The organism is Stenotrophomonas maltophilia group sp. msm4 (genome assembly GCF_032025605.1).
In the GTDB taxonomy this organism is placed as follows: Bacteria; Pseudomonadota; Gammaproteobacteria; order Xanthomonadales; family Xanthomonadaceae; genus Stenotrophomonas; species Stenotrophomonas sepilia.
The window spans coordinates 93,067-111,085 of record NZ_JAVSKK010000005.1 but is presented as its reverse complement, the minus strand read 5'-3'; the positions used below and the strand labels follow the sequence as shown (position 1 = coordinate 111,085).

The following is an 18,019-nucleotide window of genomic DNA, read 5'->3' as shown; positions in this document are numbered from 1 at the left end:
GTCAGGCCTTCTTGAGGAAGCAGGTCTTCAGGACCAGGCCCTTGATCTTGTCCGAATTGCCTTCGATGTGCTCGGCATCGTCCTCGACCAAGCGGATGTTGCGGATCACGGTGCCCTGCTTGAGCGGGATCGAGGAGCCCTTCACCTTCAGGTCCTTGATCACGGTGACGGTGTCACCGGCCTGCAGGGTATTGCCGTTGCTGTCACGCACGACCAGGGTCGAACCGGCACTTTCCTCGGCGGTCCATTCGAAGCCGCAGTCGGCGCAGATCCACAGCGCGCCATCGGCGTAGGTGTTTTCCAGGGTGCACTGCGGGCAGGCGGGGGCAGAAGACATCAGCAAGTACCTCAAAGTGAATCAACAGCCGCCATTGTAACCGCCCGGCTCCCCTGGCCTTTTCCGGGCAGTAAGCCGCGACCTCCTTGACCCGGCCCGGAACAGGAAACCGCGGGACCTTGCAGTCGGCGGCGAACTGCAGCAGAGTGCGCGGCCCCTGATCGCCCCCGGAACTCCCCATGCGCCTCGGCATCGACTTCGGTACCAGCAACTCCGCCGCCGCCATCGTGCATGAAGGGAAGCTGCTGCCGATCCGCTTCGGCGACGCCGAGCAGTTCCGGACCAGCGTGTACTTCCCCGGCGTGGTTCCCGACCCGGATGACTTCCAGCTCGATGACGGCCAGGAGCACCAGCTGCAGCAGATGATCGACAGCGCTGCGCGTGCGGCGCGCGCCGCCGGCCAGGAACGCACGCCGCAGGCGCTGCGCCGCGAAGCCCTGCGCGCGCTGCGCCGGGAATGGATGGAAGCCCGTGCCGGCAAGGAACGCAGTGCCAGCGACCTGCTGCAGAATGCGGTCTACGGTGACGAAGCGCTGGAAGCCTATTTCGAGGAACACGAAGGCAACCTAGTGCAGAGCCCGAAATCGATGCTCGGCTACAACCTGCACCCACGCGCCAAGCAGACCATCACCGGCATCGCCGCGCACATCCTCGAGCACATCCGCCTGACCGCCAGCGCCCAGCTCGGCCAGCCGCTGCGAGCGGCCCTGCTCGGGCGTCCGGTGCAGTTCCGCAGCTCGATCGGTGCGGCCGGCAATGACCAGGCGCTGGACATCCTGCGCGAAGCCGCCAGCCAGGCCGGTTTCGACCAGATCGATTTCCTCGAGGAACCGGCTGCGGCGGCCATGCACTATCACGCCGAAAGCCGCGAACGGCACCAGGCCGTGATCGTCGACATCGGCGGCGGTACCACCGATATCGCCCACGCCGAAGTCGGCGGCGACGACGCCCCGCGCATCCACCGCGCCTGGGGCATCGCCCGCGGCGGTACCGACATCGACCTGGCGCTTAGCCTGTCCAGCTACATGCCGCTGTTCGGCCGCGGCATCACCCGCGTGCCCGCCCACCACTACGTAGAAGCGGCCACCGTGCAGGACATGACCCGCCAGCGCGACTTCCGCCAGCACAAGTATGACCATGTCGACAATCCGTGGGGCGCGCGCCTGCAGGCCCTGCAGGACACCGGCAATACCGCCCGCCTGTACCGCGATGTCGAGCGCGCCAAGATCGCCCTCAGCGCCGCCAGCGAACATCGCAGCACGCTGGACTACATCGCCCGCGACCTGCATGCCGACAGCAGCGCCGACGGCCTGGCCGCAGCCGCCCATGGTTATCTGGAGCAGCTCCGGGAGCTGCTGGCCCAGGTCCGCAGCGACATCGGCGGCGACCCGGACGCGGTGTTCCTGACCGGCGGCATGTCCCGCGCCGGGTATCTGCGCCAAGCCGTTGCGGAGGCCTTCCCGGGCGCCCGCATGGTCCACGGCGAGCCCTCGCTGGGCGTGGTCCAGGGCCTTGCGCTGGCGGCAGCCAGCCAGGATTAACAAAACGTTACGCGATCTAAGTTACTCTTGGTCGGCTAGAACCCTGCTGTACCTTCCACCGTCCACGCCGGTGTGTGTCCACGGTGCAGCCTGGCCCGCCCTGCGGGCCTAGCGGCCATGCCTTCCTGGCTCGTTCATGGTCCGCGTCCCACCGGAGCCGCCATCGAGACCCGCTTTGGGCACCCGCCAGGCCCCTGAGGCCTTACAACCTGACGCAGCACATGCACCCATCGACTGCCGCCGTTGTGACGCGGTCTGTTGCCGGCTGCCCGTGTTGCTGCAGTCCGGCGACCACGTGCCCGGCCAGTTCCTGTCACGCGACACCCACGGCCGTGCCGTGATGGCGCGCAACGAGGAAGGCTGGTGTGCGGCGATCGATCCCTATCACCTGCGCTGCACGATCTATTCGCAGCGCCCGGCGATCTGCCGCCAGTTCTCGATGGGCGGCAGTGACTGCCGCCGCGAGCGGCAGGACTACCTGCGCCAGGCTGATGCCTGGGCGCTTTCCTCCCCTTCCACCTGACAGGAGCAACCATGCCCCGCAAGGCAAAGACCCCCGCGAAGGCCAGCAACAGCATCCGCAGCGAACGCAAGGGCGCGGCCGCCAGCACCGTGGTCAGCAGCGATTCGATCGCTTCGGACCTGGCAGCGTTCCGCAAGGCCGGTGGCAAGATCGAAGTCCTCGGCACCACCTGGGCGCTGAAGAAAGCCAGCTGACCCAGTAGCGACCGCGGCGGCGCTGCCGCCGCGGCCTGCCGGATCGCGCTCAGCGATCCAGGCTTACCCGAACACTGCCCGAATGCGACTGGATGCGGATATCACCGTCGCCGCTGCCCAGCCGCGTATCAAGATGGCTGCCGGGGCCGTAGCGCGGCCGCTCCACCTGGCCAGCATCGCTGTTGATCGACCCGCTGAAGCTGTTCACCGACAGCTGCGCCGAGACGGCGCGCGGCAGGCGCAGGTTGACCGACGCACTCACCGATTCGACATTGATACGGCCTCCCGGCGCCAGCCCGGCCGCCGACAGGTCAATGCTGCCCGATACGGTTTCCACCGCCAGCCGCTGCACCCGCCCGGCATCGACCTCGACCCGGCCGGATACCGTCTGTGCACCGATGTCGCCGGACACGCCGCTCCCGGCCACGATCCGGCCACTGACCGTATTTACGTCCAGCTTCGGCGTCTGCAGGCGCGCGCTGACACCGCCACTGACCGTATTGAGCTTGCTGTCACCGCTGCGACCGGAGGCGCTGAGGCTGCCGCTGACGGTGTCGGCCTGCAGGCGGCGCACGTCGATGCCACTGATGTCCTGGCTGGCACTGACCGTGCTCAGCAGCAGCTCCACCGAGCGCGGCACGTTCAGCACCAGCGTTGCGCCGCCGTTGTTGCTGCGACGCGGATACTCGATCTCCCAGCGGACGCGGTTGGCACTCTTTTCCTGGCGCAGCTGCAGGCCATCACTGAGCGTACCGGTGAGCTGCACGTCGTTGCGGTCCCAGCCACGCACGGTCACCTTGCCGGCCACGTTGCTCAGTTCGATGCGGCCGCCGGCGGCCAGGTTGTGGCGTTCGTCGATCCGGGTGTCAGCCAGGGCCACCGCGGGCAGCAGCAACAGCGCGGCGCAGCAGGTCATCAGGGTTCGTGTCATCGGGGGTCTCCTCAGGTCGTCAGGCCGGACTCGGCGGCATAGGCCGCCTGCCGGGTCAGTTCCAGCCGCAGCGAATAGGTGCGCTTGAGCTGGCCAAGCAGGTGAGGCGCACGTGGGTCCTGCGCCAGCGCGGCCTGGATCTGTGCCGCGCTTTCATCCAGTTCGTGCAGCGCCGGCTGCCATTCCGGTGCCCGGCCTGCGGGCAGCGAGGCCACCGCCTGCCGGTACTGCTCGGTCATCGCCGCAGCCTGCAACTGCAGCGCGGACGGCACCGGTATATCCGGCTGCGCATGCCGCCAAGGGGCCACGGCGTAGATCGCCAGGCTGGCAGCCAGGGCAGCGCCGGCCGGCAACCACCAGCGGCGCCGCGAACGCGTTGCCAGGGCCACCACGTTGCCCGTTGGCGCAGGTGCTGCCTCTGGTTCACGCGGCGGCAGCCGCGCGGACAGGCGTGCCCAGCCATCGGCCGGTACATCGCGCTCGTTCGGCAGCGCGCGCAGCCGGGCCAGCAGATCGTGATCGCAATCGTGTTCGTGTGTACTCATGCCATGTCTCCCAGCCGTGCGCGCAGCAGGCCGCGCGCACGATGCAGCTGTGCCTTTGAACTGCCGACGGCCATCTGCAGCTGCTCGGCGATTTCCTGGTGTTTCCAGCCTTCGATGTCGTGCAGTACCAGTACCGCACGCGCCCTCGGAGGCAGCGTCGCGAGTGCGCGCTCCAGGTCGCGCTCGGTACCGGCACAACGGTCGTGCACCGCCAGCTCCTGCACGCCGCCGTCGACCTCCTCCAGACTGTCGTGGTCCTGCCCGGCGGCGCGCCCGCGCAGTTCCATCAGTGCGGCGTTGACGCCCAGCCGATGCAACCAGGTCGACAGGCTGCTTTCGAACCGGAACCCCGGCAGCGCCTTCCATGCCTGCAGGAAGGCCTCCTGCAGGGCATCCTCGGCACGCGCCTGCTGGCCCCCGCACAGGCGCCACAGTACGGCGAACACGCGCGGCGCATGGCGCCGGTACAGCAGTTCGTAGGCCGCAGTGTCACCGGCGGCGGCCGCCCGCACCAGGGCGGGTTCGTCGACAGGGGCGTGGGCGGCAGGCGGCGATGGCATCGTGGTGTCGAGCATATCGCTTGGATGCGGCGACCCGGAAAAAGGTTTAGAGCCGATCGCCAATCGAGGCCATGCAACCTTTTCGACGATGGCTGCATCCATGCATGGTCATTCGAGAAAACACCTCCAGGCAGTTCCGCCATGTCCAGCCCATCCTGCGCCGCCCTGCTGGTAATCGTCGCTTGCGTCGTGCTGCAGGCATCGGGCCTGTCCTTGCGGTTGTGCCCCGACAACGGCCGCGCCTGCCTGCAGCAGGATCGCCAGGAGCTGGTCTGCCTGGCGTGGTCACCGATGGTCGAAACCCCGGCACGCGCCGGGTAACATCGAGGCCGTTCCCGCCACCTGTTTTCGCCCCCATGATGTTGTCGCTGAAGGATCACCTGCCGGCCTGGAGCCACCCATGGCTGAACTACGCGGGCGTGGCCCTGCAGATCGTGCTGGTGCTGCTGGTCGCCTGGCTGCTGCGGGTACTGGCCCGTCGCCTGATCCGGCGCTTTGCCGAGCACTACACGCTGCCACCTGAAATGGTGATGGGCGCGCGCCGGATCACCAGTTTCGTGGTCTATTTCAGCGCCCTGCTGTATATCCTCAGCCTGCTCGGCGCGAAGCCTTCAGTGCTGTGGACCGCGTTCACCGGCTTCGCGGCCGTGGGCGCAGTGGCCTTCTTCGCGGCCTGGAGCGTGCTCTCCAACATCTTCTGCACGTTGCTGATCTTCACCACTCGCCCGTTCCGCCTGCATGACTACATCGAAGTGCTGGAGAACGGCGAGAAGCCGGGCCTGAAAGGCCGGGTGATCGACGTGAACCTGATCTACACCACACTGCAGGAAACCGGCGACGGCCACGAAGGCACGGTGCTGCAGTTGCCGAACAACCTGTTCTTCCAGCGCACGGTGCGCCGCTGGCGTGACCCGGCGCAGGCGCCCGGCGGCATCCAGGGCGACGGCTGAGGGTAGTTTTCGGCAGGGCTGCGCCCTGCACCTGCAGAGGCCGAAGCCGAAGCAAGATCAAGAGCGGCATTCCGTGGGATGGCGGGGCGGTGTGGGTGGTCAGGACACGCCGTAAACCCATCCATGGGGGCTCGATGGCGCCATCCATGGCGCCAACGGTCCTGCCCACCCACACCGCCCCACCTCTGACAGATTCCGCGCGCTGTTGGTGGGTGCCGACCGTTGGTCGGCACATCTGTCAGATATCGATAGTCAGAATTGGATCCGACCCCGTGCCGACCAACGGTCGGCACCCACCATCAGCAGCAGGTTCCAACAGATCGCGGAAATCTGTCGAAGGCGGGGTGGGTCCGGTTGAGGGGGCGTGAGCCGCATGGATGCGGCGGCCGAGCTTACATGGACGTACTTGCAGCGTCCCCCTCAATCGGCCCCCCCCCCGCCATCCCACGGATAGCACGCTTTTGCCGTTGCCGTTGCCGTTGCTCCAAGCAGGTGCAGGGCGCAGCCCTGCCCAACACCCCTTACCTCAACTGGCTGTCCTTGCTGCCGCGCCGGTTGTAACCGGCATGCGCCTGCGCTTCTTCGTCATGCGCCTGCTGGCACGCCACGCACAGGCGAACTCCCGGCACAGCACGACGTCGCGCCAACGGAATCGGCGCGTCACATTCCTCACAGTGTTCAAGGCCCGGGCCCTGCCGCAGCTGGCCTCGCGCGCGGGCGATCGCATCGTCGACGGTGGCGTCGATCTGGTCCTGGACCGCGCCATCTCCCGCCCAACCGGTGGCCATGGTCTTCCTCCGCAGGTGTGTCGCCTGATATGGGGACGATACACCCGCGCACAAAGGAGCAGGCCAGTGTTGCGCCGAGCCGTGCCCGGTGCGCCTTCAGCAAGCTGAGCAGAACGCCAACGGATCCAATCGGGGCGATCGCGACTTAATCCCCTCCGTCCCCTTTTTGCTTACCAGATCAGGTCGTCCGGCACCTGGAACTGGGCGTAGTAGGCGTCGTCCTCGGCGTTGCCGGTGGAGATCTCGGCGGTCGAGCCCGGCTGGCCGTGGTCGACGATGATCGCCTCCGGGGTCCGCTCGCGTACCTTCTCGGCGGCGGCGCGCGGCAGCAGGGCGTAACCCTCGCCATTGGCGACGATGACCAGCACGCCCACCGACAGCGCCTTGCGCAGCTTGGGGTCGATCAGCAGGGTGCGGATCGCCGCGCCATCGCTGAAGCGATACTCGTCATCGCCCTTGTGGGGCACGGCATGGGCCGCGATGATCTGCTTCGCCTGCGCCTTCTGTTCCGCCTGCCTGGCCTGGGCATTGCGCTCGGCGGCCAGCGCACGGTCGCGCTCGACCTTCTCGGCACGGGCACGTTCAGCCTCACGCTGGACCTCGGCCGAGGCCGATTCGGCCTTGCCCTGGCGGGCCTTGGCCTGCTCCCGCGCGGCGGCGCTGGCCTGCGATTTCTTGGCCAGACCGGCCTTGAGCAATTGTTCCTGCAGCGCGTTGGGCTTTGCCATGGTCGGTACGTACCGCGTGTAATCTTGGATGCTTCCATTCTACCGACGCCCCGCCGCCCCTGCATGGCAGTCCTGAAGTACCTCACCGGCTACCCCGAACCCCTGGTCGCCCAGGTCAGCGAACTGCTGGCGCAGGGCAAGCTCGGCCCCTGGCTGCAGCAGCGCTATCCCGACCCGCACGAGGTCCGCAGCGACCGCCAGCTGTACGACTACACCCAGGCGCTGAAGGACCGCTACCTGCGCAAGTCGGTGCCGCTCAACAAGGTCTGCTACGACAACACGCTGGAAGTGATCAAGCACGCGCTGGGCACCCACACCGCCATCTCCCGCGTGCACGGTGGCCGCCTCAAGGCCAGCCGCGAGATCCGCATCGCTACCGTATTCCGGCAGGCACCCGCGGCGTTCCTGCGCATGATCGTGGTGCATGAGCTGGCCCACCTGAAGGAAGCCGACCACAACAAGGCCTTCTACCAGCTGTGCCAGCACATGGAACCGGATTACCTGCAGCTGGAGTTCGATACCCGTCTGTACCTGACCGAGCTGGCCAACCGCAGCCAGCGCTGACCGGCCGCAGCAGCTACACTGCGCGCCCCCTGCCCGACCTGCCCGCCATGGAACCGATCCGTCTCGACAAACGCCTGTCCGCCCTGCTCGGCATCCCCCGCGGCGAAGCGCGGCGCTATATCGAAGGCGGCTGGGTAACGGTCAACGGCGAAGTGGTGGAACAGCCGCAGCGCCCGGTCGATGACAGCGTGGTGATCGTCGTGGCCGAGCAGGCCAGCGATGAAAAGGCCGAGCGGGTCAGCATGCTGCTGCACAAGCCGGCCGGCGTTGCTGCTGAGACCCTGTGTGCGCTGGTCAGCAGTGACAGCCGCAGCGAACTTGATGCCAGCGACATCCGTCCGTTGCAGCGCCATTTCCACGGCCTGCAGCTGGCCGCTGCGCTTCCGGCCAGCGACAGCGGCCTGGTGGTGGTCAGCCAGGATCCGGCCACGCTGGCCCATCTACAGCGCAATCTGGGCCGCACCGAACAGGAGTACCTGATCGAAGTGGCCGAAGGCGGCCCCGAGCGAGGACCGTGGCTGCTGGCGCGGCTGCAGCAGGAATCCGGCGGCGCCAAGGTCAGCTGGCAAAGCGAGCAGCGCCTGCGCTTTGCCGGCAAGGGGCTGACCGCCAAGGGGCTGCGCGTGGCGGTGACCGCCGCCGGGCTGCAGGTGCTGGCCGTGCGCCGACTGCGCATCGGCCGCGTGGCATTGGGGCCGCTGCCGCCGGCGCAGTGGCGTTACCTGGGCAGCGACGAGCGGTTCTGAGGCCTGCGGGTCAGGGCCCTTTCCTGCGGAAACGGGTCCGCCCCCATCCTGACGCCCCCGGGGTCGGACCCGTTGCCGAAGGCAAGCGCGCTGACGCCCTATCGATCCTGCAGGCATTCCTTCACGCAGGGCGTGGATCTACCATCGAGGCATGAGCCTGCCCATGCCCCTGTGGCGACGCCTGTTGCGCGTCGCTGCAATCATCCTCGCCGCGCTGTTGCTGCTGGTCCTGTCCGGGCTGCTGCTGGCCGACCATCTCACGCCACAGGCACAGGGCGCGCCCTCGCATGTACTGCCATTGCAGCCGGCGCAGACCCGCATCGACCAGCAGATCGTGCCGCTGCAGGACGCGCATCCCGGGCAATCAGGCGTAGCGTTCCTCGGTGATGGCATGGATGCCTTCGCCGCGCGCGCGATGATCACCGCGCACGCTGGCCGCAGCCTGGACCTGCAGTACTACATCTGGCACGACGACCTGATCGGCCACCTGATGGCCAAGGCGCTGCATGACGCCGCCGAGCGCGGTGTGCGCGTGCGCATCCTGCTCGATGACATGAATGCCAAGGACAAGGACGCGCTGATGATGGCGCTGGACCGGCACCCCAACATTGAAATCCGCCTCTACAACCCGTTCCGCAACCGGACCGGCATCCTGCGCATGGTGGAGATGGTGCAACGCTTCTTCAGCGTGAACCACCGCATGCACAACAAGAGCTGGATCGCCGATGGCCGCGTCGCGATCGTCGGCGGCCGCAACATCGGCGAGGAGTACTTCAGCGCGCGCACCGATGTGAATTTCCAGGATCTGGACCTGCTGGTCGCCGGCCCTGCCGTGGAGCAGGCCAACCGGATCTTCGACGACTACTGGAACAGCGAGGCCGCCATTCCGGTATCCGCGCTTGCCTTCCATACCGATGCACAGCTGCGCCTGCTGATGCGCGAATCGGATCATGAGGCGCAGCGGGACGTGGCCCGGCCCTACCTCGCGCGCGTGGCCGAATCACGCCAGCGGCAGCGCCCGACTCCCGAGCCATTGCACTGGAGCAGTGCAGTGCGCATCGTCTCGGACCCGCCGATGAAGCATCGCAGGGATGATCGCGCTGCCTGGCTGGTGTCGACCCTGATCAGCGAGCTGCAGGCCGCCCGGCACAAAACGTTGTTGATTTCGCCCTACTTCGTGCCAGGCGACGAAGGCCTGGATGGCTTTTCGGCCATGGCCGGGCGGGGCGTGCAGGTCGGCGTGGTGACCAACTCACTGGCTGCCAACGACGTCGCCGCCGTGCACGGCGGCTACATGAGCTACCGCGTGCCGTTGCTCGAAGCGGGCGTCCACCTGTACGAACTGAAGGCGCAGGGTCAGTCCGGCGATGCCGGCATGTTCGGCAGCAGCGGCGCGAGCCTGCACACCAAGGCGTTCGTGGTCGACGACCGCCGCGGCTTCGTCGGCTCGTTCAACCTCGACCCGCGCTCGGCCTACCTCAACACCGAAATGGGCGTACTGTTCGACGACCCGGTGCTGGGGGCGCGGCTGCGCGATGAGTACCTGCGCCTGGCAGACCCCAGGCACAGCTGGTGGCTGGCGCTGGACGACCGTGGCCGGTTGCGCTGGCTGGAGCGCGAGCCGCCACCGCACTGGGTCGAGGCCGAGCCAGGGGCAACGGCGCGCAAACGCTGGTTGTCGCGGGTGATCAGCTGGCTGCCTGTCGAATCGCAGCTGTAGCACTCACGCCGCCGGGCCGGCCTGGTCCTGTCCGGCCTCATCCAGCGTTTCCACGCTGCGCCCATGCAGGCGCCGCCAGATCCAGCGCAATGCATGCGGCGGCGCTGAAGGCAGCTGCTCCAGCAGCGCCAGCATGCGGCTCTGGCTGGCATGCCCATGGCGGCACAACAGGCTGGCCGCTGCGGCGGCGCTGGCCAGGCGCAGGCTGTCGGCCAGCGCCCCTTCTGCATCCACGGCCAGGGCCTGGTGAACCGGCTCAGGCAACTCCCATGCGGCGGCCACCCGCTGCGCCAACGGTAACGACCACTGCTGCAGCAGCTGCAGGGCCAACGCCGGCTCCACGGCCTCGCCGCGGGCCTGCGCTTCCTGCAGCAGCTGGCGCATTACCAGTGACGCGCCCAGTCCCTGCACCAGGCCCAGCCACTGCGCAGCGAAGGCATCACCAAAGGTGACCGTACGTGCGTGATCGGCGGCCGCGCGCGAGGCCAGCAGCGCGTGCTCCCAGATGATCGCGCTGAACTGCGGGAACACTTCGCACTGCACCTGCATCACCGGCTGCACCAGTACCGCGCTGATGATCTGCCGCACGCCTTCGGTACCCACCAGTGTCACCGCCCGCTGCAGGCTTTCGACCGGGCGCTCATGCACCTTGTAGGCCGGGCTGTTGGCGATGCGCAGCAGGTTGCCGGTCAGTACCGGGTCCTGGCCGATGATCGCGGCCATCACCCGCGCTGAGGCGGCATCGTCGTTGACGGTCTGGATCAGCTGCGGCAGCAGTTGCGGCCGGCGGGGCAGCTGCCTGGCCGCCCAGTTGCGGTCCTGCAGCGCGCGCGCCACCGCCTCGCCCAGCCCTGCGGCCTGCACCGGCGTGGATTCACCGGCCAGACGCGGGTACAGGGCCAGCGCATGCAGGCCACGTTGCAGATGTGCAGCGATCTCGGCCGGGGGCAGCGCCTCGCCCTGCAGGCTCGCCGCTGCGGCGGCCACCGCCTGGCGGGACGCAGCAACCAGCCGCGACGGTGCCGCCCCGGTCGAACGCGCCAGCCAGGCGCGCAGCGATCGCCACCAGGCCGCTGTCATCGCCGCCTGCCCTGTCGTTGTGGTGCCCTTGCCGTCACTGACCGCCTGCCTCTTCACGCGAATCCGGCCACCCGCCGTCGTCGCAGCATCGGCCGCATTTTCATCTTCTTTAACTGCAAGGCATGCGATGTCGACGGCACCGGCCGGGGGAATGGACTAGAATGGCGCCGCGCGACCCGTCCCCCAGCCATGACGACGTCGCTTTTTTTGTTTTGGGACCCTACCGTTCACTGGCCGTTCGCTGCAGTTCGCCGCTGTTCGCGCCATCGGAGACGCCATGCTATTCGAAACCCTCGCCACCACCGGCCACGAACAAGTGGTGTTCTGCCACAACCACGATGCCGGCCTGCAGGCGATCATCGCCATCCACAACACCACCCTGGGCCCGGCCCTGGGCGGCGTGCGCATGCGTCCGTATGCCAGCACCGACGAGGCGCTGGCCGACGTGCTGCGGCTGAGCCGGACGATGACCTACAAGAATGCGCTGGCCGGCCTCAACGTCGGTGGTGGCAAGGCGGTGATCATCGGCGACCCGAAGGTGGACAAGACTGAAGTACTGTTCCGCGCCTTCGGCCGTTATGTCGACTCGCTGGGAGGGCGCTACATCACCGCCGAGGACGTCGGTACCGACGTCAACGACATGGAGAACATCTACCTGGAGAGCCAGTTCGTGACCGGCGTGCACCAGGTCCATGGCGGCTCCGGCGATCCGGCCCCGTTCACCGCCTACGGTGCGCTGCAGGCGCTGATGGCGGCGATGCGCTTCAAGTTCGGCCATGAGGAAGTGGGCAAGACCAGCATCGCAGTGCAGGGCCTGGGCCACATCGGCATGGAGCTGGTCAAGCTGCTGCGCGATCGCGGCGCCAAACTGTATGTCACCGACCTGGACAGCGCGCTGGTTGATCGCGCGGTCAGCGATTTCGGCGCCGAAGCGGTCAAGCCGGACGAGATCCACGAAGTGAACGCCGATGTGTTCGCACCGTGCGCGCTGGAAGGCGCGATCAACGCCGACACCCTGCCGCGGATCAAGGCGAAGATCATCTGCGGTACCGCCAACAACCAGCTGTCGAGCCTGGAAATCGGCGATGAACTGCATGCGCGCGGCGTCCTGTATGCACCTGACTACGCGGTCAACGCGGGCGGCGTGATGAACGTGTCGCTGGAGATCGATGGCTACAACCGCGAACGCGCGATGCGCCTGATCCGCAGCATCTACCACAACCTCACCCGCATCTTCGAACTGTCGCAACGCGAGAACATCGCGCCGCAGCGGGCAGCCGACCGCATCGCCGAAAGCCGTATCCTGTCGATCGGCAAGCTGAAGATGCCGCTGGGCCGCAGCACCCCGCGCCTGGGCAACCTGCGCGGCGGCTGAGCCTGCCGATGTCGCGCCCCGGGGGGGGGGCCCCCCCCCGGGGGGGGGGCGCCCCCCCCGCCCCCCCCCCCCCCCACCGCTCGTTCAGAAGCCGGTGCTGTAGCGCAACGCCGCCTGGCGCGCGCCTTCGCCGCCGACGCGCTGGTCAAAGCCCAGGCTCAGGCGGCCGTTGCGGCCCCACCACGACTCCAGCGCCACGCCGAACAGCGCACTGCCGCGCGGCGCGTTCCAGCCCGCCAAGGGCGCCCAGGCATCGACGCCGACGAAACTGGCCTGCCAGTCCGCATCGGCACCATCGAGCCGCTGCTGCCATTCGGCATGCCCGCGCAGGGTCCAGCGCCCCCAGCCGCGTTCACCGCGGATACCGGCCAGCATCTGGCTGCGCTGTACGCGGTTGGCATCGCCACGCAGGCCGAAGCCGAACCCGCCCAGTTCGTTGAAGGCATCGGTATCCACGCGCGTCGTGCTGGCGCCCAGATACGGTGTCAACGACGCACCTACGCGGCCGAAACGATAGCCGCCTTCGACACTGGCACTGCTGAAACGTCCGCCGTAACGTGCAGAGACACCGTAGGCGCCGGCGCCCAGCAGCAACTGGCGATCCAGCGCCCGGGTGAACTGTCCGCTGCCGACCTGGGCCAGCGCATAGCCCCGGCCCAGGTTCCAGCCGGCGTACAGCTGCGCCTGCGCCTGGCGATCACGCCCACGATCACCGCCGAAGCTGCTGCCACCATTGCTGCGGGTTTCGCCGAAGGCCACACCCATCAGCCCATTGCTGCCCAGCGGCAGGTCCTGGCCGGCCATCCAACCACGGCTGTCGGCGGCATTGCCGGCGAAACTGCCCTGCCCGGCTTCGCCGAGCGCGCTCTGCCAGGCCCCGCGCAGGCGCGGCGCCGCCTGCACGCGATTGAAGCGCTCGGCGATCGCGCGGCGTGACATGTCGATGCTGTCGAAGGTGGCCGACTCGGCCCGCGCATGCGCCTGTCCGGACAGGCTCTGCAAACTGGCCTCGAGGCCTTTGCTGCCACCGCCGGTCCACTGCAGCGCACCGGCGGCCGTACCGAAGGCCGAGCCCTGCAGCGTCGTATCGCCATCAAGCGCGCTGAACGCACTGTCCACGCGTTGCGCAGCCGACTGCGCCGAGGCCGTGAGCCCGGTCGCTGCCGCCGTGACGCTGACCTGGGTCAGGTTCAACCAAGCGTTGTTGCTGTCATAGCCATAGCTGCTCTGCAGCAGCGACAGGCCCTGCAGGCCGCTGGAGGTGGCCGGGCTGCTGAAGGTGCCGCTGAGGCCGCCGGCGGCGTGGATCAGGTCCTGGCGGCTGCCGTTCTGCGGCACATAGCCGGAGACGAAGCCGTGTACGCGCACGCCCCCGTTGATCGTGGCGTTGCCGGTGACCTGCAGCGCATTGGCACCGAGCGCGATCATCAGCTGCGCGCCGGCCTGCTGGGTGTAGTTGCCCTCGATGGTGCCGGTGGTGCTACCGGTGGTCAGGAACACGCTGCTGCCGTTGACCACATTGCCGATCACGCGCGGCGTACCGCCATTGAACTGCAGGCCGGTCGAATCCGGATCGGGCTGCGCCAGGATCGTCACGTTGGAGCGGATCACGCTGCCGTTCTGGAGTGACAGGATGCCGCGCTCGATGCGGGTGGCGCCGCTGTAGCTGTTGTTGCCCCCCAGCACCAGGGTTCCCCCGCCCTGCTTGACCAGGCCACCGCTGCCGACGATGTCGTTGCTCCACAGCGAGCCACTCGATGGCGCATCGACATTGGCCACCACATCGCCCCAGTCGAAGCGCCCCGGCCCCTTGATCGCCCGCGAGATGTCGAGCAGACCGTAGCCGAACACCGCATCCACGCCGGGCGCACCGATGTCCTTGGCGGTGCCCAGCAGGGTCTGCCGCACCAGGTTGTTGTCGAAGTACGGGTAGCGCTGCCAGACCAGGGCGGCGGCGCCGGAAATCAGCGGGGCGGCGAAGGACGTGCCGTAGTTCCAGTAATAGCTGCCGCCGTTGGCATCGGGATAGACCGCGCTGCCCGGCGCCGCCAGGCAGTAGCGCGCGGCCTGGCCGCAGGCATTGGCGTAGCTGGCCAGCGTGCCCGGTGCATACGGATCCACCGCAGTGGCCACCAGCCAGCCGCGCTCCAGATCGGCCGCTGGCAGCGAGCCGGCAACGCCCAGCTGGCTGGGCAGCGCGGCCAGGCTGCTCGGCTCGGGGCGCGCATCGTTGCCGGCCGCGAACACCACCAGGCCGCCATGATTGATGACGAACGGCCGGTACTCGGCCGCCACCTGCGCGGTGGTCGGCAGGTCGGTCCAGTACAGGCCGCCCCACGAATTGTTCATCACCTTCACGTTGTAGCTGATCAGGTCCTGGTGGACCTGCGCCACGCCCAGTGGGCCGCTGAAGGAATTGCCCTTGCCGCTGCCGTCATCGACGGGCGGCTTGTCGGCAATGATCCGCGCCGAAACGATCTGTGCGCCGGGGGCGATGCCGCCCGGCCAGGACCCCACCGGAGCACCCGCGGCCAGGCTGGCCACCGCCGTGCCGTGGCCCACCACGTCGTCCACCTGCAGGTTGTTGCGGGCGGGGTCGATGTAGTTGAGGTTGGCGACCACGCGCCCGTTCAGCGCCACTGCGTTGCGCTGCACGCCCGAATCGACGATGCCGATGCGCACCCCCTGCCCGGTCAGGCCGGCGGCCTGTGCGGCACGCGCATTGGTCACGGACAGGTGCGCGTCGAAGGCCGGCTCCTGCGGCTTGGCCGGAGGCGGGGTGGTCGGCGGGGGCGTGGTCGGGGGCGTCGGGGTGGTCGGGGGTGGATCGATGCGGACATTGCCGCCGCCTCCGCCGCCACCACATGCCGTCAATGCCATCGCCAGCGCCGACGCCAGCGCCGACCTCACCATCATCGTGCGTTCCATCGATTCCTTCCCATGAACGTTGGCCTGCCTACATCCCGGCAGGCGTGCGGTGCCGCCCAGCGGCGGCCCTCCCCGACCCTCTATACTTGGGTCGACCCCCACGCAGTCTGCCGGGAAATCGCGGCGCTTCCAACGTCCTCGGTCTCCTTTCCGAACATTGCTTACGCATCAACGAGATTGCCATGTCCAACATCGTCATCGCCGCCGCCAAGCGCACCGCCATCGGCTCCTTCCTCGGCCAGTTCAACGGCGTGCCGACCCCGACCCTCGGCGCGGCCGCCATCGCGGCCGCCCTGGAACAATCGGGCGTGCCGGCCAGCGACGTCTCTGAAGTCCTCATGGGCTGCGTGCTGCCGGCCAACCTCGGCCAGGCGCCCGCCCGCCAGGCGGCGATCGCCGCCGGCATTCCGCTGTCGACCGGTGCCACCACCCTCAACAAGGTGTGCGGCTCGGGCATGAAGACCATCATGCTCGGCCATGACCTGATCAAGGCCGGTTCGGCCAGCATCGTGGTCGCCGGTGGCATGGAATCGATGTCCAACGCCCCGCACCTGCTGCCCAACTCGCGCACGGGCAACCGCTTCGGCAACTTCCAGGCGATCGACCACATGGCCCACGACGGCCTGGTCAACGCCTACGACGGCAAGGCCATGGGCGAGTTCGCCGAATGCGCCGTGGACAAGTACCAGTTCAGCCGCGAGGAACAGGACGCCTACGCGATCGAATCGGTCAAGCGCGCACAGGCCGCACAGGCCAATGGGGCATTCGCCGATGAGATCGTCGCGGTGAAGGTGGCCACCCGCAAGGGTGAGGTCGAGGTCGCCACCGATGAGCAACCCGGCCGCTCCGACATCGCCAAGATCCCGACCCTGCGCCCGGCCTTCAAGAAGGACGGCAGCGTCACCGCCGCCAGCTCCTCCAGCATCTCCGACGGCGCCGCTGCGGTGGTCCTGCTGACCGAGGAAGACGCCAACGCACGTGGCATTACCCCGCTGGCGCGCATCGTCGGCCACGCCACCCATTCGCAGGAACCGGAATGGTTCACCACCGCCCCGATCGGCGCGATCCACACACTGCTGGCCAAGACCGGATGGTCGCTGGACCAGATCGACCTGTTCGAAATCAATGAGGCCTTCGCCGTGGTGGCGATGGCACCGATGCGTGAACTGGGCATCCCGCACGACAAGCTCAACGTGAATGGCGGGGCCTGCGCACTGGGCCATCCCATCGGTGCCTCCGGTGCACGCCTGGTGGTGACCTTGGTCAACGCCCTGCGCACGCGCGGTGGCAAGCGCGGCATTGCCACCCTGTGCATCGGTGGTGGTGAAGCAACAGCCATCGCCATCGAATTGATTTAAAAAGATTTAACGACGATTTCGCAAAAATGAATGCGGGATCGCTTGACACCCAATCTTGGCTTGTCATCATGTTGTCGGCGCGCAGCATGCGCGTTGCCTAATTCTAACGACGAGGATTTACACAATGAGCATCAACAAGCTGCTGGTCGCGATGTCCCTGGCTCTGGCCCTGGCCGCCTGCTCGAAGCAGGAAGCTGCCCAGGACGCCGCTGCTTCGGCCAACGAAGCCGCCACCGAAGCCCAGGCTGCTGCCGACCAGGCCGCCGCTGCCGGCGCCCAGACCGCCGACGCTGCCCAGCAGGCTGCCAACACCGCCGCCACCGCTGCTGACGCTGCGACCGACGCTGCTGCCAACACCGCTGCTGCCGCGACCGACGCTGCTGCTGGCGAAGCCAAGGACGCTGCCAAGGCTGCCGAAGCTACCGCTGAGCAGGCCAAGGACGCTGCTGAAGAAGCCAAGAAGTAATAACTTCTTTCTTCAGGCTGTTCTGGAAAAGCCGCTGGTTTGCCAGCGGCTTTTTCTTTGGCCTGCTGCCTGCGCGCGCCTCGGATCGCGACCCCGTCTTCACAACGTCATGAATAGGCTGGCGTCCCCATCCATTGCAGTACCGGAGACCGCCATGAAGATTCGCCCGATCACCACCACGCTGCTGGCCGCCTCCCTGCTGCTGGCCCTGGCCGCCTGCAAGGGTCCGGAAGCCGAACAGGCCAAGCAGGACGCGCAGCAGGCCGCCGACAGCGCCGGCGCTGCCGCCCGTGACGCCGTGGACAGGGCCGCCGAAGCCACCCGCAACGCTGCCGACAAGACCGCTGCCGCTTCCGAGCAGGCCGCCGCCGATACCCAGCAGGCACTGGACAAGGCCGCAGACGCCACCGCAAACGCCGCAGACAAGGCCAAGGTTGCGGCCACCGACGCCGCTGCACATGCCAGCGACGCCACTGCGGACGCCGCACAGAAGGTTGCTGACAAGGCCCGTGATGTCGCCAATGACGCCAAGGCCAACGCCGCCAAGGAAGAAGCCAAGCACTAAGGCCTACCGGCAGCCGGGCATCGTCTCGGCGCTACAGGAAAAGCTGCGGCACTGCCGCGGCTTTTCTGCTTTTCGCTCTCTGCTCTTTCTGTTGATTCCGTGCTGGACGCGTACGGAAAG

At 67.8% G+C, this 18,019-nt stretch carries 20 protein-coding genes; 12 read left to right on the top strand and 8 right to left on the bottom strand.

Annotation, left to right across the window (positions count from 1 at the left end):
- Nucleotide 1: 1 nt before the first annotated feature.
- On the bottom strand, nt 2-337 hold the full coding sequence (locus tag ROV93_RS21685; protein ID WP_010482882.1) for a zinc ribbon domain-containing protein YjdM: 336 nt from the start codon (nt 335-337) through the stop codon (nt 2-4).
- A 179-nt stretch (nt 338-516) separates the two neighbouring features.
- On the opposite strand from ROV93_RS21685, the gene ROV93_RS21680 reads away from it, so the two are divergent.
- The 3 genes from ROV93_RS21680 to ROV93_RS21670 all read left to right on the top strand — a co-directional run bounded on the left by ROV93_RS21680 (nt 517) and on the right by ROV93_RS21670 (nt 2,595).
- Entirely contained in the window at nt 517-1,878 is a 1,362-nt protein-coding gene (locus tag ROV93_RS21680; protein ID WP_061480625.1) for an Hsp70 family protein, read from the top strand.
- Between the two features lie 229 nt (nt 1,879-2,107).
- Nucleotides 2,108-2,401 carry a YkgJ family cysteine cluster protein gene (locus tag ROV93_RS21675; protein ID WP_072169117.1) on the top strand — a complete coding sequence of 98 codons (294 nt, stop codon included), beginning with the start codon at nt 2,108-2,110 and terminating at the stop codon, nt 2,399-2,401.
- 11 nt (nt 2,402-2,412) lie between these two features.
- Entirely contained in the window at nt 2,413-2,595 is a 183-nt protein-coding gene (locus tag ROV93_RS21670) for a hypothetical protein (protein WP_005410566.1), read from the top strand.
- A gap of 49 nt (nt 2,596-2,644) precedes the next feature.
- Here ROV93_RS21670 and ROV93_RS21665 read toward each other — a convergent pair whose 3' ends face one another.
- Genes ROV93_RS21665 through ROV93_RS21655 form a run of 3 tightly spaced genes read right to left on the bottom strand, consistent with a single transcriptional unit; the run spans nt 2,645 to nt 4,646 of the window.
- Nucleotides 2,645-3,526, bottom strand: a complete 882-nt coding sequence (locus ROV93_RS21665; RefSeq protein WP_061480626.1) for a DUF4097 family beta strand repeat-containing protein — start codon at nt 3,524-3,526, stop codon at nt 2,645-2,647.
- Nucleotides 3,527-3,537: 11 nt separating this feature from the next.
- Nucleotides 3,538-4,071 carry a hypothetical protein gene (locus ROV93_RS21660; RefSeq protein ID WP_072169106.1) on the bottom strand — a complete coding sequence of 178 codons (534 nt, stop codon included), beginning with the start codon at nt 4,069-4,071 and terminating at the stop codon, nt 3,538-3,540.
- Nucleotides 4,068-4,646, bottom strand: a complete 579-nt coding sequence (locus ROV93_RS21655; RefSeq protein WP_072169105.1) for a sigma-70 family RNA polymerase sigma factor — start codon at nt 4,644-4,646, stop codon at nt 4,068-4,070. Before ROV93_RS21655 ends, ROV93_RS21660 begins: the two co-directional genes overlap by 4 nt.
- A 126-nt stretch (nt 4,647-4,772) precedes the next feature.
- Here ROV93_RS21655 and ROV93_RS21650 point away from each other — a divergent pair, with 126 nt between their 5' ends.
- Both ROV93_RS21650 and ROV93_RS21645 read left to right on the top strand, forming a co-directional pair.
- Entirely contained in the window at nt 4,773-4,952 is a 180-nt protein-coding gene (locus ROV93_RS21650) for a hypothetical protein (protein WP_061480628.1), read from the top strand.
- Between the two features lie 35 nt (nt 4,953-4,987).
- The gene (locus ROV93_RS21645) at nt 4,988-5,581 is read left to right on the top strand and encodes a mechanosensitive ion channel family protein (protein WP_005418176.1); all 594 of its coding nucleotides are present in this window, start codon (nt 4,988-4,990) and stop codon (nt 5,579-5,581) included.
- 521 nt (nt 5,582-6,102) lie between these two features.
- On the opposite strand, the gene ROV93_RS21640 is transcribed toward ROV93_RS21645, so the two are convergent.
- A complete protein-coding gene (locus tag ROV93_RS21640) occupies nt 6,103-6,369 on the bottom strand; it encodes a DksA/TraR family C4-type zinc finger protein (RefSeq protein WP_072169104.1) in 267 nt (88 codons plus the stop codon).
- 170 nt (nt 6,370-6,539) lie between these two features.
- Nucleotides 6,540-7,097, bottom strand: coding sequence for a DUF2058 domain-containing protein (locus ROV93_RS21635; protein WP_069139975.1), 558 nt, complete (start codon nt 7,095-7,097; stop codon nt 6,540-6,542).
- Between the two features lie 63 nt (nt 7,098-7,160).
- Here ROV93_RS21635 and ROV93_RS21630 point away from each other — a divergent pair, with 63 nt between their 5' ends.
- The 3 genes from ROV93_RS21630 (at nt 7,161) to ROV93_RS21620 (ending at nt 10,127) form a co-directional block, all read left to right on the top strand.
- Nucleotides 7,161-7,661 carry a M48 family metallopeptidase gene (locus ROV93_RS21630; RefSeq protein ID WP_072169103.1) on the top strand — a complete coding sequence of 167 codons (501 nt, stop codon included), beginning with the start codon at nt 7,161-7,163 and terminating at the stop codon, nt 7,659-7,661.
- 47 nt (nt 7,662-7,708) lie between these two features.
- A complete protein-coding gene (locus tag ROV93_RS21625) occupies nt 7,709-8,407 on the top strand; it encodes an RNA pseudouridine synthase (RefSeq protein WP_072169102.1) in 699 nt (232 codons plus the stop codon).
- A gap of 163 nt (nt 8,408-8,570) precedes the next feature.
- On the top strand, nt 8,571-10,127 hold the full coding sequence (locus ROV93_RS21620; RefSeq protein WP_312541319.1) for a phospholipase D family protein: 1,557 nt from the start codon (nt 8,571-8,573) through the stop codon (nt 10,125-10,127).
- A 3-nt stretch (nt 10,128-10,130) separates the two neighbouring features.
- On the opposite strand, the gene ROV93_RS21615 is transcribed toward ROV93_RS21620, so the two are convergent.
- On the bottom strand, nt 10,131-11,207 hold the full coding sequence (locus ROV93_RS21615) for an HDOD domain-containing protein (RefSeq protein WP_072169100.1): 1,077 nt from the start codon (nt 11,205-11,207) through the stop codon (nt 10,131-10,133).
- Nucleotides 11,208-11,484: 277 nt separating this feature from the next.
- Between ROV93_RS21615 and ROV93_RS21610 the strand changes: the two genes are divergently transcribed.
- The gene (locus ROV93_RS21610; RefSeq protein ID WP_072169099.1) at nt 11,485-12,582 is read left to right on the top strand and encodes a Glu/Leu/Phe/Val dehydrogenase dimerization domain-containing protein; all 1,098 of its coding nucleotides are present in this window, start codon (nt 11,485-11,487) and stop codon (nt 12,580-12,582) included.
- 84 nt (nt 12,583-12,666) lie between these two features.
- Here the strand turns inward: ROV93_RS21610 and ROV93_RS21605 are convergent, their stop codons facing one another.
- Nucleotides 12,667-15,510, bottom strand: coding sequence for an autotransporter serine protease (locus ROV93_RS21605; protein ID WP_072169098.1), 2,844 nt, complete (start codon nt 15,508-15,510; stop codon nt 12,667-12,669).
- Between the two features lie 182 nt (nt 15,511-15,692).
- On the opposite strand from ROV93_RS21605, the gene ROV93_RS21600 reads away from it, so the two are divergent.
- The 3 genes from ROV93_RS21600 to ROV93_RS21590 all read left to right on the top strand — a co-directional run bounded on the left by ROV93_RS21600 (nt 15,693) and on the right by ROV93_RS21590 (nt 17,899).
- Nucleotides 15,693-16,868 (top strand): thiolase family protein, encoded by a 1,176-nt coding sequence (locus ROV93_RS21600; protein WP_005418201.1) that lies wholly within the window; start codon nt 15,693-15,695, stop codon nt 16,866-16,868.
- 124 nt (nt 16,869-16,992) lie between these two features.
- On the top strand, nt 16,993-17,334 hold the full coding sequence (locus ROV93_RS21595) for a hypothetical protein (RefSeq protein WP_005418203.1): 342 nt from the start codon (nt 16,993-16,995) through the stop codon (nt 17,332-17,334).
- Between the two features lie 154 nt (nt 17,335-17,488).
- A complete protein-coding gene (locus ROV93_RS21590; RefSeq protein WP_005418205.1) occupies nt 17,489-17,899 on the top strand; it encodes a hypothetical protein in 411 nt (136 codons plus the stop codon).
- Nucleotides 17,900-18,019: the final 120 nt, after the last annotated feature.

Excerpts from the sequence above, each read along its gene's own strand:
- ROV93_RS21600 (WP_005418201.1), top strand. The coding sequence starts at position 15,693 with ATGTCCAACATCGTCATCGCCGCCGCCAAGCGCACCGCCATCGGCTCC.
- ROV93_RS21665 (WP_061480626.1), bottom strand. The coding sequence starts at position 3,526 with ATGACACGAACCCTGATGACCTGCTGCGCCGCGCTGTTGCTGCTGCCC.
- ROV93_RS21590 (WP_005418205.1), top strand. The coding sequence starts at position 17,489 with ATGAAGATTCGCCCGATCACCACCACGCTGCTGGCCGCCTCCCTGCTG.
- ROV93_RS21595 (WP_005418203.1), top strand. The coding sequence starts at position 16,993 with ATGAGCATCAACAAGCTGCTGGTCGCGATGTCCCTGGCTCTGGCCCTG.
- ROV93_RS21670 (WP_005410566.1), top strand. The coding sequence starts at position 2,413 with ATGCCCCGCAAGGCAAAGACCCCCGCGAAGGCCAGCAACAGCATCCGC.
- ROV93_RS21620 (WP_312541319.1), top strand. The coding sequence starts at position 8,571 with ATGCCCCTGTGGCGACGCCTGTTGCGCGTCGCTGCAATCATCCTCGCC.
- ROV93_RS21630 (WP_072169103.1), top strand. The coding sequence starts at position 7,161 with ATGGCAGTCCTGAAGTACCTCACCGGCTACCCCGAACCCCTGGTCGCC.
- ROV93_RS21610 (WP_072169099.1), top strand. The coding sequence starts at position 11,485 with ATGCTATTCGAAACCCTCGCCACCACCGGCCACGAACAAGTGGTGTTC.
- ROV93_RS21625 (WP_072169102.1), top strand. The coding sequence starts at position 7,709 with ATGGAACCGATCCGTCTCGACAAACGCCTGTCCGCCCTGCTCGGCATC.
- ROV93_RS21650 (WP_061480628.1), top strand. The coding sequence starts at position 4,773 with ATGTCCAGCCCATCCTGCGCCGCCCTGCTGGTAATCGTCGCTTGCGTC.
- ROV93_RS21640 (WP_072169104.1), bottom strand. The coding sequence starts at position 6,369 with ATGGCCACCGGTTGGGCGGGAGATGGCGCGGTCCAGGACCAGATCGAC.
- ROV93_RS21645 (WP_005418176.1), top strand. The coding sequence starts at position 4,988 with ATGATGTTGTCGCTGAAGGATCACCTGCCGGCCTGGAGCCACCCATGG.
- ROV93_RS21655 (WP_072169105.1), bottom strand. The coding sequence starts at position 4,646 with ATGCTCGACACCACGATGCCATCGCCGCCTGCCGCCCACGCCCCTGTC.
- ROV93_RS21605 (WP_072169098.1), bottom strand. The coding sequence starts at position 15,510 with ATGGAACGCACGATGATGGTGAGGTCGGCGCTGGCGTCGGCGCTGGCG.
- ROV93_RS21680 (WP_061480625.1), top strand. The coding sequence starts at position 517 with ATGCGCCTCGGCATCGACTTCGGTACCAGCAACTCCGCCGCCGCCATC.
- ROV93_RS21660 (WP_072169106.1), bottom strand. The coding sequence starts at position 4,071 with ATGAGTACACACGAACACGATTGCGATCACGATCTGCTGGCCCGGCTG.
- ROV93_RS21685 (WP_010482882.1), bottom strand. The coding sequence starts at position 337 with ATGTCTTCTGCCCCCGCCTGCCCGCAGTGCACCCTGGAAAACACCTAC.
- ROV93_RS21635 (WP_069139975.1), bottom strand. The coding sequence starts at position 7,097 with ATGGCAAAGCCCAACGCGCTGCAGGAACAATTGCTCAAGGCCGGTCTG.
- ROV93_RS21615 (WP_072169100.1), bottom strand. The coding sequence starts at position 11,207 with ATGACAGCGGCCTGGTGGCGATCGCTGCGCGCCTGGCTGGCGCGTTCG.